The sequence below is a fragment of the Burkholderiales bacterium genome (assembly GCA_036262035.1).
In the GTDB taxonomy this organism is placed as follows: Bacteria; Pseudomonadota; Gammaproteobacteria; order Burkholderiales; family SG8-41; genus JAQGMV01.
In genome coordinates this window covers 21,646-36,857 of the sequence record DATAJS010000003.1, presented here as the reverse complement: position 1 = coordinate 36,857, position 15,212 = coordinate 21,646, and the positions used below count along the sequence as shown (strand labels likewise).

The 15,212-nt window shown below is 67.0% G+C and carries 13 protein-coding genes; 5 read left to right on the top strand and 8 right to left on the bottom strand.

Features of this window, described 5'->3' with window-relative positions:
- Positions 1-4: 4 nt before the first annotated feature.
- On the bottom strand, positions 5-1,417 hold the full coding sequence (locus tag VHP37_01390) for a S41 family peptidase (protein ID HEX2824973.1): 1,413 nt from the start codon (positions 1,415-1,417) through the stop codon (positions 5-7).
- Between the two features lie 127 nt (positions 1,418-1,544).
- Entirely contained in the window at positions 1,545-1,976 is a 432-nt protein-coding gene (locus VHP37_01385) for a tripartite tricarboxylate transporter substrate-binding protein (protein HEX2824972.1), read from the bottom strand.
- A 34-nt stretch (positions 1,977-2,010) separates the two neighbouring features.
- Between VHP37_01385 and VHP37_01380 the strand changes: the two genes are divergently transcribed.
- Positions 2,011-3,027, top strand: a complete 1,017-nt coding sequence (locus VHP37_01380) for a zinc-dependent alcohol dehydrogenase family protein (protein HEX2824971.1) — start codon at positions 2,011-2,013, stop codon at positions 3,025-3,027.
- A 179-nt stretch (positions 3,028-3,206) separates the two neighbouring features.
- On the opposite strand, the gene VHP37_01375 is transcribed toward VHP37_01380, so the two are convergent.
- Positions 3,207-4,415, bottom strand: a complete 1,209-nt coding sequence (locus VHP37_01375) for an acyl-CoA dehydrogenase family protein (protein HEX2824970.1) — start codon at positions 4,413-4,415, stop codon at positions 3,207-3,209.
- 254 nt (positions 4,416-4,669) lie between these two features.
- Here VHP37_01375 and VHP37_01370 point away from each other — a divergent pair, with 254 nt between their 5' ends.
- The 3 genes from VHP37_01370 (at position 4,670) to VHP37_01360 (ending at position 8,658) form a co-directional block, all read left to right on the top strand.
- Positions 4,670-7,093: a response regulator gene (locus tag VHP37_01370; GenBank protein ID HEX2824969.1), complete on the top strand. Its 2,424-nt coding sequence runs from the start codon at positions 4,670-4,672 to the stop codon at positions 7,091-7,093.
- Positions 7,094-7,184: 91 nt separating this feature from the next.
- Positions 7,185-7,874 (top strand): DUF6766 family protein, encoded by a 690-nt coding sequence (locus VHP37_01365; GenBank protein HEX2824968.1) that lies wholly within the window; start codon positions 7,185-7,187, stop codon positions 7,872-7,874.
- Positions 7,875-7,899: 25 nt separating this feature from the next.
- Positions 7,900-8,658, top strand: coding sequence for a hypothetical protein (locus tag VHP37_01360; GenBank protein HEX2824967.1), 759 nt, complete (start codon positions 7,900-7,902; stop codon positions 8,656-8,658).
- A 55-nt stretch (positions 8,659-8,713) separates the two neighbouring features.
- Here VHP37_01360 and VHP37_01355 read toward each other — a convergent pair whose 3' ends face one another.
- Genes VHP37_01355 through VHP37_01345 form a run of 3 tightly spaced genes read right to left on the bottom strand, consistent with a single transcriptional unit; the run spans position 8,714 to position 12,576 of the window.
- On the bottom strand, positions 8,714-9,679 hold the full coding sequence (locus tag VHP37_01355; GenBank protein ID HEX2824966.1) for a tripartite tricarboxylate transporter substrate binding protein: 966 nt from the start codon (positions 9,677-9,679) through the stop codon (positions 8,714-8,716).
- A 3-nt stretch (positions 9,680-9,682) separates the two neighbouring features.
- Positions 9,683-11,083 carry a 2-methylcitrate dehydratase gene (gene prpD, locus VHP37_01350; protein ID HEX2824965.1) on the bottom strand — a complete coding sequence of 467 codons (1,401 nt, stop codon included), beginning with the start codon at positions 11,081-11,083 and terminating at the stop codon, positions 9,683-9,685.
- Positions 11,083-12,576: a lyase family protein gene (locus tag VHP37_01345; protein ID HEX2824964.1), complete on the bottom strand. Its 1,494-nt coding sequence runs from the start codon at positions 12,574-12,576 to the stop codon at positions 11,083-11,085. The genes prpD and VHP37_01345 overlap by 1 nt, the downstream gene beginning before the upstream one ends.
- Positions 12,577-12,667: 91 nt before the next feature.
- Between VHP37_01345 and VHP37_01340 the strand changes: the two genes are divergently transcribed.
- Positions 12,668-13,582 carry a hypothetical protein gene (locus VHP37_01340; GenBank protein HEX2824963.1) on the top strand — a complete coding sequence of 305 codons (915 nt, stop codon included), beginning with the start codon at positions 12,668-12,670 and terminating at the stop codon, positions 13,580-13,582.
- 38 nt (positions 13,583-13,620) lie between these two features.
- On the opposite strand, the gene VHP37_01335 is transcribed toward VHP37_01340, so the two are convergent.
- Complete coding sequence (locus VHP37_01335) at positions 13,621-14,580, bottom strand: tripartite tricarboxylate transporter substrate binding protein (GenBank protein ID HEX2824962.1); 960 nt, start codon at positions 14,578-14,580, stop codon at positions 13,621-13,623.
- 6 nt (positions 14,581-14,586) lie between these two features.
- On the bottom strand, positions 14,587-15,204 hold the full coding sequence (gene leuD, locus VHP37_01330) for a 3-isopropylmalate dehydratase small subunit (GenBank protein HEX2824961.1): 618 nt from the start codon (positions 15,202-15,204) through the stop codon (positions 14,587-14,589).
- Between the last annotated feature and the right edge of the window lie 8 nt (positions 15,205-15,212).

Below are 15,212 nucleotides of genomic sequence, written 5' to 3'. Positions count from 1 at the left end.
ATTTCTATTCGGCCGACGGCACGGGCTCGAGCGCCGCGGTGAACGTCTCGATCTTTCCAGACCTGAGATAAGCGAGCGCACACGCGAGACCCGCGTCGACCTCCTTGCGCGGCGCGACGCAGCGCGACTGCTCGACGCGCGCTTTGGGCGGCAGGGGCTCATCCGCGCCGGGAAGCGCATGCGCGCGGTCGGACTCGCGGCGCGCCGGTTTCGCGGCGGGATCGGCCGCAGCGACGAGCTCGATGTCGGGACCGACGCCGGTGCGCTGCACCGTGCGCCCCGACGGGCCATGATAGACCGCGGTCGTCAGCTTCAGCGCGCCTCGATCCGGTCCGAGCGTCATCGTGGTCTGCACGCTGCCTTTGCCGAAGCTGCGCTGCCCCATCACGACCGCGCGGCCGTTCTCCTGGAGCGCCGCCGCAACGAGCTCCGACGCGGACGCCGAGCGCCCGTCGATCAGCACCACCATCGGCAGGCCCGCGAGCTGTTCCGCCGCATCCGCCGCCCACGTTCTCTGGTTTCCGGGCGTGCGGCCACGCAGCGACACGATGTTGCCCGCGGTCAGGAAAGTGTCGGCCGTCGTGATCGCCTGGCGCAGCAGCCCGCCGCCGTTGCCGCGCAGGTCGAGCACCACCGCGCGCACCGGGCTCTTCGACGTCGCTTCGGCGATCGCTTTCTGGAGCGAGCTCGCGACGATCGACGTGAAGCTCCTCAGCCTGATCACCAGCACGTCGTCTTCCAGGCTCCAGCGCAGCGGCTCGCTGCGGATGATGTCCCGCACGACGGACACGGCGAACTCCTCGCTCGCGCCGGTGCGGCGGATCGTCAGCACGATGGGTGTCCCCGGCTGGCCGCGCATGCGCGAGACCGCGTCGGCGAGCGCGAGCCCGAGGACGGGGGTGTCGTCGAAGCGCACGATGAGATCGCCGCGCTGGAGTCCCGCGCGCGCCGCCGGCGACCCCGGCGTGGGCTCGACGATGCGCACGAGCCCGTCGGCCATCTCGACCTGGATGCCGAGCCCGCCGAAGCTGCCGCTGATCGAGCTGCGCTCGTTGTTCTGTGCGCGGACGTCGAGATAGCGCGAATGCGGATCGAGCGTCGCGAGCGCGGCGTTCATCGCCTTCCTGAAGACTTCCGCCGGCTCGCCCGTATGCGCCTCGAGCGCCTCCATCGTCTTCACCGCCACGGTGATCAGCTCGGGGACATCGACCTCGCGCGCGTAGCTGCGCTGGATGCGCCGGAGCACGGTGCCGAAGAGGTCGCGATGGAGGTCGGCCTGCTCGCCGGGCTTGACCGCGTGCTCGAAGGCCGACGTGAGCGGGACCAGCATCTCGTCGGTGACCGGCCGGGCATCGGCGAGGGCGAATCCCGAGTAGGCGAACAGCAGTGCTGCGAGCAGGACGCGAAACGGCCGCATTGAGGCTCTCATTTATTGGGGTCAGGTCCACATTTCCGATCGGAAATGTGGACCTGACCCCATTCAGTATGTCACGCTGGAAATCGGCGCGCACGATTCGATGCGCCGGTTCCGTGAACAGTTCCCGTCAGTCCACCCGCGCCCCGCTCCCCCGGATCGCCTGCCCCCACTTCGCCTGCTCGGCCTTGATGTAGGCGGCGAAGCGCTCGGGCGTGGTGGTGAGGATGTCCGCGTCCAGCGCGCCGATGCGATCGCGCGCGTCGGGCGTGGCCATGATCTTCGCGATCTCGGCGTTGAGGCGCGCGACGATGTCTTTCGACGTCGCGGACGGCACCAGCACGCCCCACCACGAGGTCACCTCGAAACCGGGGTAACCGGACTCGGCGATCGTCGGCACACCGAGCTTGTGCACCACGTAACGGCCGGTGATGTCGGTCGCGCCGCCGGGCGGAAACGGGATGATCATGCGGAACGGCTTGGACGGATATCCCTGTGCGACGACCTGAGCGGGCGCGGCGAGCACGACGAGCGCCGCGGCGATACCATGGAATCGCTGCATGATCGGCCCTCCTCCTCGAAACCATCATAACGCCATGAAAGCCATCGAGATGCAGAAAGGCGGCGGCCCGGAAGTGCTCGAGGTCGTCGAGAAGCCCCTGCCGCAGCCCAGGCCCGGCGAAGTCCGCGTGCGCGCCGAGGCGATCGGCATCAGCAGCGCCGACCTGCTCGTGCGAAAAGGGGTGTATTCGTGGATGCCGCCGTTGCCGGCAACGCCCGGGAACGAGATGGCGGGGGTGGTCGAGGCCTTGGGAAAACCAGGGTCAGACCCCTCGGGATCTGACCCTCGGTTTGTCGAGGGCCAGCGGGTCCTGGTCAGCTCGCGCGAGCTTCCTTTCCGCGGCGGCTGTTACGCCGAGGCGATCTGCGTGCCGGCGAGCGCGCTGTTCGCGCTGCCCGAATCGATCGATGCGCGCGACGCGGTGAGCCTGGCGAACTATCAGCTCGCGGGCGCGCTGCTCTACGAGTCGGGCGTGCGCAAGCCGCGCAGCGTCGTGTGCTACGGCGCGAGCGGCGGCGTGGGCACCGCACTGCTTCAGCTCGCGCTCTGCGACCGGATGAAGGCGATCGGCATCGTCTCGTCGGAGGAGAAGCGCGCCTTCGCGCAATCGGCCGGCATCGAGCATGTGCTCATCCGCGGCAAAGAAGACTTGCGCGAGCGCGTGATGGCGCTGACGGAGAATCGCGGCGTCGACGTGGTCTACGCGATGGGCGGGCCGGCGGCGGCCTTCACCGCGAACCTCGACCTGCTCGCGCCGCTCGGCACGCTGGTCTCGTTCGCCGTCCTCGGTGGGCTGATGCCCGATGCGGACCTCTTCGGCGCGATGCGCAAGCGCCCGGGCAAGAGCCTCGGCGTGCGCGTCTACTCGATACACACGCTCGACCACGAGCGTGAGTTACGGCGCTCGCTGATGCAGCGCGCGATCGATCTCATGGCCGAAGAAAAGGTGCGCCCGCCGCCCGCGACGGTGCTGCCGCTCGCGCAAGCGGCGAAGGCTCACGCGATGATGGAAGCGGGCGAGACGCTCGGCAAAGTAGTCCTGGTGCCTTAAACGCCAAAAACAAAGCGTTAACACGGAGGGCACGGAGGAACACGGAGGAAAACCACTTCGGCCGCGAATGCCCGGCCATGACAAGCATGTCCACGCCAGGCGTCCCGACCGTTTGGCTTTCCTCCGTGCCCTCCGTGTTCCTCCGTGTCCTCCGTGTTGAAGCTTTTGACCTCCAAGACTCAGTTCGCGCCCACAAACGGCGGAATCTTTCTCTTGAATCCCGCGAGCGCCTCGGCGACCTTGAAGCGCGAAGGGAACGGGAACGAGATGTGTTTCTGCACGTGCGCGTCGCGCACGTATTTCTCGATCGGCATACCCTGGATCACTCCCATGCCGCCGAACACTTCGATGCCCTGCTCGGTGATGCGCTGGACCGCGGTGCCGACGAACGCGGTCGCCATGTGCTCGTAAGGCATGGCCTCGACGCTGCCGTCCTCGATCGCTTCGGGATGGTCTTTCACCCAAGCGGCGGTCCAGATCAAACGCCGCGCGGCTTCGAGGTGCATCGCCATCTCCGAGATGAGCAGCCCGATCGCCTGATGCCGGATGATCGGCTTGCCGCCCGACACGCGCTCCTGCGCGTACTTGATCGTCTCTTCGAGCGCCGCGCGCCCGAGCCCCAGCGTCAGCGCGGCGATCGTCGGATGCGTGCCCATGTCGGCGCGGCCTTTGGGCGCAGGCGGCAGGATGTAGCCTTTCGGCACGCGCACGTCGTCGAAGAAGATCTCGGCGTTGTCGCCGACGCGTCGACCCAATTTGGATAACGGCCGCCGCACCAGGCCCTTCGAATTGCCTTCGACCAGAAACGGCTTCGGCCCTTCGGGCGTCTGCGCCAGCACCACCAAGAGTTTCGCGAGATAGCCGACCGTCTGGAAATTCTTCGCGCCGTTGATGAGCCACGAGCCGTCGGGCTGCTCGACCGCGCGCGTCCTGAGCTTCACGTCGGGCGTCTCGGCGAAGTAATCGAAGCCCACGTCGGTGTCGGGCTCGTGGATGGCGACGGTGGTGAAGAAGAGATCGTCGTCGAGAAATTTCGGCAGAAAGTACGCCTTCTGCTCGGGCGTCATGCGCAGCTCGAACCAGTCGCGCGCGCGCCGCGCGGTGAGCATGAAGTAGTAGGCGGTGCCGAGCTCGCCGGCCGCGAGCTCTTCGGCGACGAGGCACGACGTGAGGTGATCGGCCATGCCCGCGCCGCCGTTGTCCTCGGACAGCACGAAAGTGCGGAAGCCGAGCTGCGAGCCTTTTCTCAGCAGCTCCCACGGCACGCGCTTCTCCCAGTCGGGCTCGCGGTCCAACGCCATCGCCTTGGGCTTGATCTCCTCCTGCGCGAACTTGCGCGCGAGGTCGCGGAACTCGCGCTGCTCTTCCGATAAACGGATATCGAACACGGCGTCTCCAGGTGATGTCGTCATTCCCGACCCACGGCAGCCGACGCGACATAGGTCGCGTCGTCCCCGACCTGTCCGCGGTAGCGGACGCGATCGGGGAGCCATTTCGACGGTTAACATCAAAATGGGTCCCCGCCTTCGCGGGGATGACGCCGCGCGTCACCTTCGCGGGGATGACGGCCGGTTTCATGGCAGGGTAGCACGCGCTTGTGTTAAGTTCCTCCGCCGAGAAAACCGCTGCGAGACGCTTGCCGATGGACACCGTCGCCGATCCGAAAACTGCCGAAGAACGCCTGGACCTCGTCCTCGAGCTGTCGCGCGAGTGGTACTGGGAATCGGACGATCACCACCGTTTCACGACGTTCCGCGGCGCGATCGCGCACCAGACGGGCATCGACGTCACGCCCTACCTCGGCAGGACGCGCTGGGACCTCGACGGCCAGCCGATCGAGAACGGCGGGAGCTGGGACGCGCACAAGGCGGTGCTCGACGCGCACGAGCCTTTCCTCGATTTCTACTTCCGGCGAATCGACGCGCATGGCGAGCTGCGCTACATCAGCACGAGCGGCAAGCCGATCTTCGAGGACGGCGCGTTCAAAGGCTATCGCGGCATCGCGCGCGACGTCACCGCAAGGCAGCGCGCGGAGCAACTGTTGAGGCTCGAGCACAGCGTCGCGCAATGCATCGCCGGCACCGAGACGGTGCCCGAAGCGCTGAAGACCGTCGTGCGCTCGATCTGCGAGACGCAGGGCTGGGAGTGCGGCCGCTACTTCGGCTGGAACGAGCAGGCGGGCGTTGCGACCTTCGACCAGTACTGGCACGTGCCCAGCCCCGGCCTCGATAAATTCATCGACTCGTCGCGCGAGCTCACCTACACGCCGGGCCAGGGGCTGATCGGCGGCGTGCTTCAATCCGCGGAGCCCGACTGGGTGACCGACATCACCAAGGACCCGCGCCTCAGCAAAGGCGTGGCGCGCGACGCCGGCATGCACGGCACGATCATGTTTCCGGTCACCGCCGAAGGCAAGGCGATCGGCGTGCTCTCCTTCCACAGCACGAAGGTGCGCGAGCCCGACGATCGATTGCTCGCGGCGGTGCGCATGATCGGCAGCCAGGTCGGCCAGTTCATCCGCCGCCACGCGAGCGACACGCGCAGCCTCGAGCTCGAGGCGATCAGCCGCCACAAATCGCAGTTTCTCGCCAACATGAGCCACGAACTGCGCACGCCGATGAACGCGATCATCGGCGTCACCGAGATGCTGCTCGAAGACGCGCCCGACCTCGGCCGCGACGACGAGATCGAGCCGCTCGAGCGCATCCTGCGCGCGGCGCGTCACCTGCTCGCGCTGATCAACGACATCCTCGATCTGTCCAAGATCGAAGCGGGCAAGATGGACCTGCACCCCGAGCACTTCACCATCGCGCCGCTGATCGAGGAGATCGCGGCGACGGTGCAGCCGATGGCGCAGAAGAACGGCAACGAGGTGCACGTCGAATGCTCGGCCGACATCGGCGAGATGCACGCCGACGTCACTCGCGTGCGCCAGACGCTGCTCAACCTCGCGAGCAACGCCGTCAAGTTCACCGAGAAAGGCCACATCCACATCACCGCCGAGCGCAAGCACGCAAGCGGCGGCGACCGCATCGTCTTCAAGGTGCGCGACACCGGCATCGGCATGACTCCGGAGCAGCTCGGGCGGCTGTTCCAGGATTTCGAGCAGGCGGACGCGTCGACCACGCGGCGCTACGGCGGCACCGGCCTCGGTCTCGCGATCAGCCGCCGCTTCTGCCGTATGATGGGCGGCGACATCACCGTCGAGAGCACGCCGGGCGTCGGCTCGACGTTCACGATCGAGCTCCCGGCAGCGAGCACGGCCAAGGCGGAGCAGCCTTCGCCGCAGCAGCCGATGATCGCGCCGCGCGTGCCGGCGGCGAAGGGCAACGGCAACACGGTGCTCGTGGTCGACGACGACGACACCGTGCGCGAGTTCATGCGCCGCTTCCTCGAGCGCCAGGGTTACGGCGTGATCACCGCCGCGAACGGCGTCGAAGCGCTCGCGCGCGCGAAGGAACAGCGCCCCGCCGCCATCACGCTCGACGTGATGATGCCGGACATCGACGGCTGGACCGTGCTGGCGGCGATCAAGGGCGATCCGGCGCTGCACGACATCCCGGTGATCCTGATCACCATCGTCGACGAGAAGCAGCGCGGCTACACGCTGGGCGCGGCGGATTACCTCGTGAAGCCGGTCAACCGCGAGCGCCTCGCGACCGTGCTGCGCACCGTGTGCGGGCGCAACGCGGGCTCGCTGTTGATCGTGGAAGACGACGAGTCCTCGCGCCACGTCATGAAGGACGCGGTGGAGCGCATGGGCTGGACGACGAGCGAAGCCGAGAACGGGCGCATCGGGCTGGAGCGGGTGCAGGCTTCGAAGCCCGACGCGATCATCCTCGATCTCATGATGCCGGAGATGAACGGCTTCGATTTCCTCATCGAGCTGCGCAGGAAACCCGAGTGGCAGCAGATCCCGGTGATCGTCGTCAGCGCGCTCGAGCTTTCGGACGAAGAGCGCCGCGCGCTCTCGGGCCAGGTCGAAGCGGTCATCCACAAGAGCGGCGCCGAGCGCGACAAGGTGCTGCACGAGCTCGCCGAGACGCTGAGCGCAACGATCCGATAAATGGGGTCAGACCCCGGCATAGGGTCAGACCCCGGCATAGGGTCAGACCCCGGCTTTTTCGGGGTCTGACCCTGGTTTGTTCGAGGGCGTCATGAAATCGAGACACGTCCGCAAAGGCGGCTTCTTCCACGAGAACGGCCTGTCGATCGTATGGCTCGTGCTGTTCGCGGCCTTCCTCGTCGGCCAGACGATCTTCGGCCAGATCGAATACAACGACGACCAGCGCGATCACGGCCGCCCCGAAGCGACGTTCGTCGAGTACCTCACCACGCCGCACTTCGTCGAAGCGACGATGGAGAACTGGGAGTCCGAGTTCCTCCAGATGTTCATGTTCGTCGTGCTCACCACGTTCCTCTATCAGAAAGGCTCCGCCGAATCGAAGAAGCCCTACCAGGAGGAAGCGGTCGACCACGACCCGCGAGAGCCGGGGAACAGGAAGGATGCGCCGTGGCCGGTGCGGCGCGGCGGCTGGGTGCTGCGCGTCTACGAGAACTCGCTCAGCCTCGCCTTCCTCATCCTCTTCCTCGCGTGTTTTTTCCTGCACGCCGCGGGCGGCGCGCGCCAATACAACCAGGAGCAGCGCGACCACGGCAAGACCGAGCAGGTGACGACGCTCCAGTACCTCGGCACGTCGCGCTTCTGGTTCGAATCGTTCCAGAACTGGCAGAGCGAGTTCCTCGCGGTCGGCTCGATGGTGCTGCTCTCGATCTGGCTGCGCCAGCGCGGCTCGCCCGAATCGAAGCCGGTCGACGCGCCCCACACCCAAACCGGCAAGGACTGACGGGGTCTGACCCCGGTTTGTTTTGATGGCCCTCACCTACAAGATCTGCCCCAAGTGCGGCCACGAGCGCACGCCCGAGGAAGCGACCGCGAGCGCCGAGACCTGCCCCGCGTGCGGCCTCATCTTCGCGAAGTATCTTCAGGCGCGCGTGAGCCGTCTGCCGTCGCGCGTCAGGGAAGACGCGGACGACGAAGTGCTCACACTCGGCGAGCGCGTGAGAGCGCTTCTGTTTCATGTCCCGGATCACGTCGAGCCGCTGCACGTGTACGTCCGCGCCGCGCTGCTCGCCGCGCTCGTGCTCTACGGCATCAAGCTCGCCGCGATGGACGTGCCGTCATGGGAGATGGCGTCGTCGCTCATGCACCTGCCCATGGTGCCGATCCACGAGTTCGGGCACATCTTCTTCCGGCCCTTCGGCGAGTTCATGACGATGCTCGGGGGCTCGCTGTTCCAGGCGGGACTGCCGCTCGTCTTCGGCGGCATCTTCCTCGTGAAGAACCGCGATCCGTTCGCCGCGGCGGTGATGCTGTGGTGGTCGGCGGTGGCGGTGATGGACATCGCGCCCTACGTCTACGACGCCGGACAGCCGCAGCACATCCTGCTGACCGGCCGCACCGGCGACACCGGCTCGCACGATTTCATCGACGTGCTCGCCGATCTCGGTCTGCTCGCCAAAGCGCAACCGGTCGGCTACGCCGTCCACCGCTTCGGCGCAGCGATGCTCGGCGCGGCGATCGGCTGGGCGGCGTGGATCGTGTGGCGGCAGTGGCGAGCACGCCGTTAATCCGGGTCAGAGTCAGATTTCTCAGCGTTAATGTGACTCTGACCCGGATTTTAGGTTAGTCGACGACCGCGCCGGAGGCTTTGACCACCGCCGCCCATTTCGTCGCCTCGGCCTTGAGGTACTTGGCGAACTGGTCGCGGCTCATCGGCTCGGCCTGCGCGCCCTGTCCCGCAAGCTGGGCCAGCGACTCCTTCTCCTGGAAGATCGTCGTCGCGTGCTTGTTCCACCAGTCGAGCACCGCGGGCGGCGTGCGCGCCGGCGCGAGCAGGCCGATCCAGTTGAGCGCTTCGTACTTCGGCAGGCCCGATTCGGCGACGGTGGGCACATCGGGGAGCAGCGGCCAGCGCTTGCTGCTCGTCACCGCGATCGGCACCAGCTTGCCCGATTTCACCTGGGGCGCGGCGGCGACGACGCTGCTGAAGTACATCGACACCTCGCCCGACAGCACCGCGACGAGCGCGGGTCCGCCGCCTTTGTACGGCACGTGCGTCATCTTGATGCCCGCCATGGTGTTCAGAAGCTCGGGCGACAGGTGCGTCGAGCTGCCGTTACCCGCCGACGCGAACGTCAGCCCGCCCGGCTTCGACTTCGCGAGCGCGATCAGGTCCTTCAGGTTCTTCGCAGGAAAGGACGGATGGACGACGATCACGTTCGGGAACACCGCGAGCAGCGTGATCGGCGCGAGATCCTTGATCGGGTCGTACGGCATCTTCTTGTAGAGGCTCTGGTTGATCGCCACCGACGACACGTTCGCCGCGACGACGGTGTAGCCGTCCGGCGGCGACTTCACGACGAGGTCGGTGCCGATGTTGCCGCCGGCGCCCGGCCGGTTGTCGATCACCACCGGCTGCGGGATGCGCTCGCCGAGCTTGGTCGCGAGGAGCCGCGCGATGGTATCGGTGCTGCCGCCCGGCGCGATGGGCACGACGATGCGGATCGGCTTGCTCGGGAAAGCGCCCTGCTCGGCGGCGCCGGCCGCGGTCGCGGCAGCGAGCGGAATGAGAAAAAGATATCGGTTCATGGTTCAGTCTCCGGTGAGTCGCTCGAGGAATTCGCCGACGCGCATCGCGCCCAGTCGCGCGGGCGTCTCGAACAGCTCGAGCAGTGAATGTCGTGTCTCTTCGCTCCAGCGCTTGCGGGCGAGCGCGTTGAACTTGTTGCGCACGTTGGGAAGCGCGTCGGCGCGACGCTGCGGATCGCCCGCCGGATGGGTCACTTCGATGCGCCCGGTCTTGGTGCCGTCGGTGAAAGCCACTTCCACCGCGCTCGCGCAGCTCATGATCGCGCGATCGAAATAGCCGCGCGTATAGGCAGGCTCCTCGACCACGCGCATGATCGAACGCAGCCGCTCGATCCGCGGATCGAGCGCGAGCGGCTCGTGGTAATGCTCCGACGTGATCTCGCCGAATACCAGCCCTGCGGCGACGATGAACTGGAGGCAGTGATCGCGCGCCGCCGCGTTGGGCAGCGGCCCGGTCTTGTCGATGCGCTCGATCGCCTCGGAATGGGTATGGACGACGATCTCGCGGATCTGCTCGAGGCGCGCCCCGACGCGAGGATGCAGCGCGATCGCCGCCTCGGCCGCGGTCGAGCCGTTCCGCTGGCACGGGACCAGCTTGAAGATGACGTTCTCCATCACCGACGAGCCGAGCGGCGGCAATGCCAGCGGCTTGCCGTCGAGCATCACGCTCTCGAAACCCCACGGCGTTGCGGTGAACGGCCGCGGATAACCCATCTCGCCTGCCACCGCCAGCATGGCGAACCACACGCCGCGGCTCGCAGCATCGGCGCCCGCCCAGCCTTTGCGCGTGCCGGTGTTCGGCAGTTGGCGATACGCATTCAGCGTGCCGCCGTCCATCACCGCGTTCGAGAAGGCGTTCGCCACCTCTTCGCGATCGCCGCCGAGCAGGCGCGCGCTTACGCCCGCGCACGCGAGCTTGACCCCGAAGACTGCATCGAGCCCGACCGCCGGCGAGTCGAGCTTCACCGTTTCGGCGATCACGCCCTGGATCTCGTACGTCCGCACCATCGCTTCGAAGACCTCGCGCATGGTGACCGCAGCGCCGCGGCGTCCGACGTGATCCGCGCACGCCAGCAGCGCGCCGATGCCGTCGGAGGGATGTCCGCCGCGCTGGGTGGTGTCGCTGAAGTCGAGCCAGCGGATGAGCGCGCTGGTGTTGAACGCGGCGCGCACCGGATCGAGCTCGTACGCAGTGCCCGGGACGCGGCAGCCGAGCGGCACGACCGTGCCCGGGACCAGCGGACCGAGAATCGGCCCGATGTCGGGCGCGTCCAGCGCACCCGCGAGGCAGCCCAGCGCATCCAGCAGGCACAGCCGCGCGGTATCCATCGCCGCCGCCGACGGCGCGGGGCCGTCGCAGACGTAGTCGGTGAGCTTCCGCAGAAGCTCGTCACGCTCGGCCATCAGCTCACTTTGTGCCGGCGTTTGAGCTCCGCGAACGCGCTGTCGAGGCGATGGCGCGATGCTTCGAGCTTTTCCACGCGCGACACGACGAACGTGCGGTCTTCGGCGACGTTCTTGCGCGCCGCGGCGATGTGCTCGAGCACGCGCTCGGGCGCCGCGCCCGAGCGGTATTTCCGCTCGCGCACGCACTCCATCGCGTCGAACAGGCGGTCGAGCGTCTCCTGCGTGACGCCGATCTTCTTCCCGGTGTACTGCTCGACCGCTTGCTCCAGCATGTCCGCCTTCACCTGCGACGGCGGGATATTTTTATCGGCGACCTCGCGCATCATGTGCGCCAGGACCTGGTGGCCGGTGCGGTACGACATGCCGTGCTCTTTCACGAGGAAGCCGACGATCGTGCTCGCCTGGCCCCAGTGGTCGTTCGCGCACTGCGCCATGCGCTCCTTGTTGATCTGCATGTCGGCCAGGGAATCGGTGAACGCGTCCATCGCGCGGCGCGATTCGTCGGCGCATTTCCAGAATTCGGCCGGCAGCATCGTGGCCATCTCGAGCTGGTCGGAGGCGGTCTTGGTGATCGCCAGCGCTTCCATCAGACGCCCGGTGATGAGGCCGCTGGTGCCGTGGATGAACTCGAGCACGTACGGGATGCGCATCTGCGGCGAGATGCTCGAAGTGATGCTGTGCCGCCCCGGAAGCCGGATGAAGTCGAACTCCGAGCTGTGCCAGATCAGGAAATCCATGGCGATGCGGCCGAGCGTGTTGTGCATCAGCGCGAGCGCCATGTAGGTCTCGATCAGGTAATCGTAGTTGCGGATCGAGTCGCGCGCGTTCCACGGCGCCGCGTCGAAGCCGAGCAGCGCATCGAAGCGCTCGAGGTCGAGCGGGAACTCGATGCCGTACGCCGCGCCCGTGCCGACCGCGCTGATGTTGGTGTTGCCGTAGGCGAGCTCGAAGCGCCTGAAGTCGCGCTCGAAGGGCTCGACGAACGACATCAGGTAGAAGCCGAAGGTGCCCGGCTCGATGTGCTGGATGTAGCTGTAGCCGGGCATCAGCGTCTCGACGTGCTGCTCCGCCACGTCGATGATCTTCGCGCGCATGTCGAGCGCGGACGCCATGATCTGGAGCTGGAGGTTGCGGAACGCGATGCGCGACGCGACCACGCGGAGCGACGGGCTCGAGCGCCCGAGGTGCAGCCAGCCCGACTTCTCCTCCTCGGCGAACTTGCGCATGTATTCCTCGCCGCCGTGGATCACGTTCCACAGCGCGGTGCGCGCTTCGACCACGCCTTCCTTCTCCATCTCGCCGACGGCTTTCAGGAGCGCGGCGATCGCCTCGTCCGGCGCGATGCCCTGCTCGCCGAGGACGACGACCTGAGCCTTGTCCCATTGATGGAGCGCCTCGAGGAACAGCGGCTCGCGCATGGTCTCGGCGTAATAATGTTTGAGGAGATCGCTCGGCTTCTCGCCGAGACGGCCTTGCCAGAAGAAACTCATGAGGGGTAGTCCTGTACAGACGCGGCACGCGCGCCGCGGGGGAGGCGGGGATAATAGCAGCGAACCCGGGTCGAATCGATGAAAGGACAGCATGCTCCGAGCGATCGTCGTCTTGCCGTGTCTTTGGCTGTGCGTCTGCGCGGCACACGCGCAACAGCCGACCGCCGACAGCGCACGCGAAGACATCACGCGCACCTACGGCTTCGACCCGTCGAAGATGTCGTTCGACGAGCAGGCCAAGCGCGCGCCGACGCTGTCGGCGCTGTGGGATCGCTACGACAAAGCGCCCCAGGCCTACGGGGCCGCGCTGCGTGCGGCGCTCGCTGCCGACGGCGCGACCGAGATGCTCTACTGCGACGGCGGCATGCTGCTGCTCGCCAAGTCTAAGCAGGCCGCCGATCAGGCCCTCGGGTTGAAGTCGATCGAGAAGTGCTCGCTCAGCGAGATCCAGCACACGCCGTATTTCTACACGCTGCACGCGCTCGCGATGCGAGGCGTGGACACCTTCGATCTCCAGTCGAAGATGCTGGGCAAGCCTAAGTACTCGGTCTTCGTCGTCCCGCACGCCCTGCGGCTGGGCCAGAACTACGCCTATACCTATCCGCTGCTGGTGCAGGAGGAGTCGAGGTACGTCCCGCGGCTGGTCGAACGCCTGAAAGCCGAGCAGGATGCGACCGCGCGCAGTACGCTGCTCCGCGCATTGTTCTACGCAGCTACTCCGCAGGCCGAAAAAGAGCTGAGGACACAGGCAACGGCGCAGTCATCGCCTGCGGAGATCCGTGCGGAAGCGAAGAAGCTCGTCGAGCAGATCGACTGGGTTCGCGCGAAGAGCGCGAACGACGCCGACCTGTCGAAGATCAGAAAGCTCGTCGCCGCAACGACGGGAGCGACCGAGACCGAGCTGCGCACGAAGCGCCGCGCGCGCATGCGCTCGATCAGCGACGAGGCCCTGTACGAGCTGGAGGCTTACACCGCGCTGCTGTATCGCACCTTCAAACCCGCCTGACGTGCCTTTCGGACGAAATGTGACTCCGACCCGGAATTCTAGTCCGCGTACTGGTTGCCGGCCTTCACCACCGCCGCCCACTTCGCGATGTCACGCCGGATGAGCGCGGAGAATTCTTCGGGCGAGGTGCGCAGCGGCGTGAGCCCGCCGGCGACGAGCTTGTCGTGCACGTCGCGCGCCGCGAGGACCTTCGGCGCTTCCTCGTTAAGCCGCGCGACGATCGCCGCGGGCGTGCCGGCGGGCGCGAAGAGGCCGTACCACACCGCGAACTCGTAACCGGGAACGCCGCTTTCGGCCACCGTCGGCAGTCCGGGGGCCGCCGGCACGCGTTTCGCGCTGCTGACCGCGAGGCCGCGCACCTTGCCGCTCTTCACGTGCGGCAGCGCCGTCGACATGGTGACGACCATCATCTGCACTTCGCCGCTCATGAGGTCGGCGAATGCGGGGCCGGCGCCTTTATAAGGGACGTGGAGCACGTCGATCTTCGCCGCGTGCTTGAGAAGCTCCGCGCCCATGTAAGGGCCGCTGCCCGCGCCGCCCGAGGCGTACGCGAGCTGGCCGGGCCGCGCCTTCGCGAGCGCCACGAGCTCCTTCACCGAGCGCACCGGCAGCGACGGGTGCACCGCCACGATATACGGCTGCGTCGCGATCAGCGTGATCGGCGCGAGGTCCTTCACCGTGTCGTAGGGAAGCTTGCGATAGAACGTCGCATTGAACGCGAGACTGTTGTGCTGGAGGAGCAGCGTGTAACCGTCGGGCGGCGACTTCGCGGCGAGCGTCACGCCGATGGTCGTTCCGCCGCCGCCGCGGTTGTCGACGATGAACGGCTGCCCCAGCGACTGATTCAGACCGTGCGCGAGCAGGCGCCCGACGAAATCGGCGCCGCCGCCCGGGGCGGTCGGGACGATGATGCGGACGGGTTTGGAGGGATACTGCTGGGCGATTGCGGGACCGGCTACAGCGAGCACCACTGACACGACAACGACTTTACCGAACATTCAACGTTACCTCGGGTTATCGAACAACCACGGCCGCTCTTCGCGATACACGTCCTCGAACATCGCCAGGCGCTCCGCATACTGGTGCGTGCGCGCGATGTCGTCCAGGCCTTCGAGCAGGCACTTCCTGCGCACCGGGTCAACCGTGAAGCGGTGCACGCCGCCTGCGGGATCGGTGACGGTCTGCGCGTGGAGATCGACCGTCATCGCCGCGCCGGGATCGGCATGGATCTGCGCACGGATCGAAGCCACCGCCTCGTCGCTCAACACCACCGGCAGCAGCCCGTTCTTGAAACAGTTGTTGGCGTGGATGTCGCCGAAGCTCGACGCGATCACGCAGCGGATGCCGAACTCGTAGAGCGCGTACACCGCGCTCTCGCGCGACGAGCCGCAGCCCCAGTTGCGGTCGGCGACGACGATCTGCGCGCGGCGATACGGCTCGCGGTTGAGCACGAAATCCTTCTCCTTGCCTTCGGCGTCGAAGCGCAGGTCGTGGAACAGCACGCGGGCGTACGCAGGACCGCGCGGCGTCTTGTTGAAGCGCGTCGGGCAGAGCTGGTTGGTGTCGACGTTGGGCTCGTCGATCGGCGCGGCGATGCCGGTGAGGGTGGTGAACGGCTGCATGGGGACTC

What these genes read in the sequence shown, in the direction of transcription:
- VHP37_01390 (HEX2824973.1), bottom strand. Translation starts at nt 1,417, where the DNA reads ATGCGGCCGTTTCGCGTCCTGCTCGCAGCACTGCTGTTCGCCTACTCG.
- VHP37_01370 (HEX2824969.1), top strand. Translation starts at nt 4,670, where the DNA reads ATGGACACCGTCGCCGATCCGAAAACTGCCGAAGAACGCCTGGACCTC.
- prpD (HEX2824965.1), bottom strand. Translation starts at nt 11,083, where the DNA reads ATGGCCGAGCGTGACGAGCTTCTGCGGAAGCTCACCGACTACGTCTGC.
- VHP37_01335 (HEX2824962.1), bottom strand. Translation starts at nt 14,580, where the DNA reads ATGTTCGGTAAAGTCGTTGTCGTGTCAGTGGTGCTCGCTGTAGCCGGT.
- VHP37_01385 (HEX2824972.1), bottom strand. Translation starts at nt 1,976, where the DNA reads ATGCAGCGATTCCATGGTATCGCCGCGGCGCTCGTCGTGCTCGCCGCG.
- VHP37_01380 (HEX2824971.1), top strand. Translation starts at nt 2,011, where the DNA reads ATGAAAGCCATCGAGATGCAGAAAGGCGGCGGCCCGGAAGTGCTCGAG.
- VHP37_01355 (HEX2824966.1), bottom strand. Translation starts at nt 9,679, where the DNA reads ATGAACCGATATCTTTTTCTCATTCCGCTCGCTGCCGCGACCGCGGCC.
- VHP37_01340 (HEX2824963.1), top strand. Translation starts at nt 12,668, where the DNA reads ATGCTCCGAGCGATCGTCGTCTTGCCGTGTCTTTGGCTGTGCGTCTGC.
- leuD (HEX2824961.1), bottom strand. Translation starts at nt 15,204, where the DNA reads ATGCAGCCGTTCACCACCCTCACCGGCATCGCCGCGCCGATCGACGAG.
- VHP37_01360 (HEX2824967.1), top strand. Translation starts at nt 7,900, where the DNA reads ATGGCCCTCACCTACAAGATCTGCCCCAAGTGCGGCCACGAGCGCACG.
- VHP37_01365 (HEX2824968.1), top strand. Translation starts at nt 7,185, where the DNA reads ATGAAATCGAGACACGTCCGCAAAGGCGGCTTCTTCCACGAGAACGGC.
- VHP37_01345 (HEX2824964.1), bottom strand. Translation starts at nt 12,576, where the DNA reads ATGAGTTTCTTCTGGCAAGGCCGTCTCGGCGAGAAGCCGAGCGATCTC.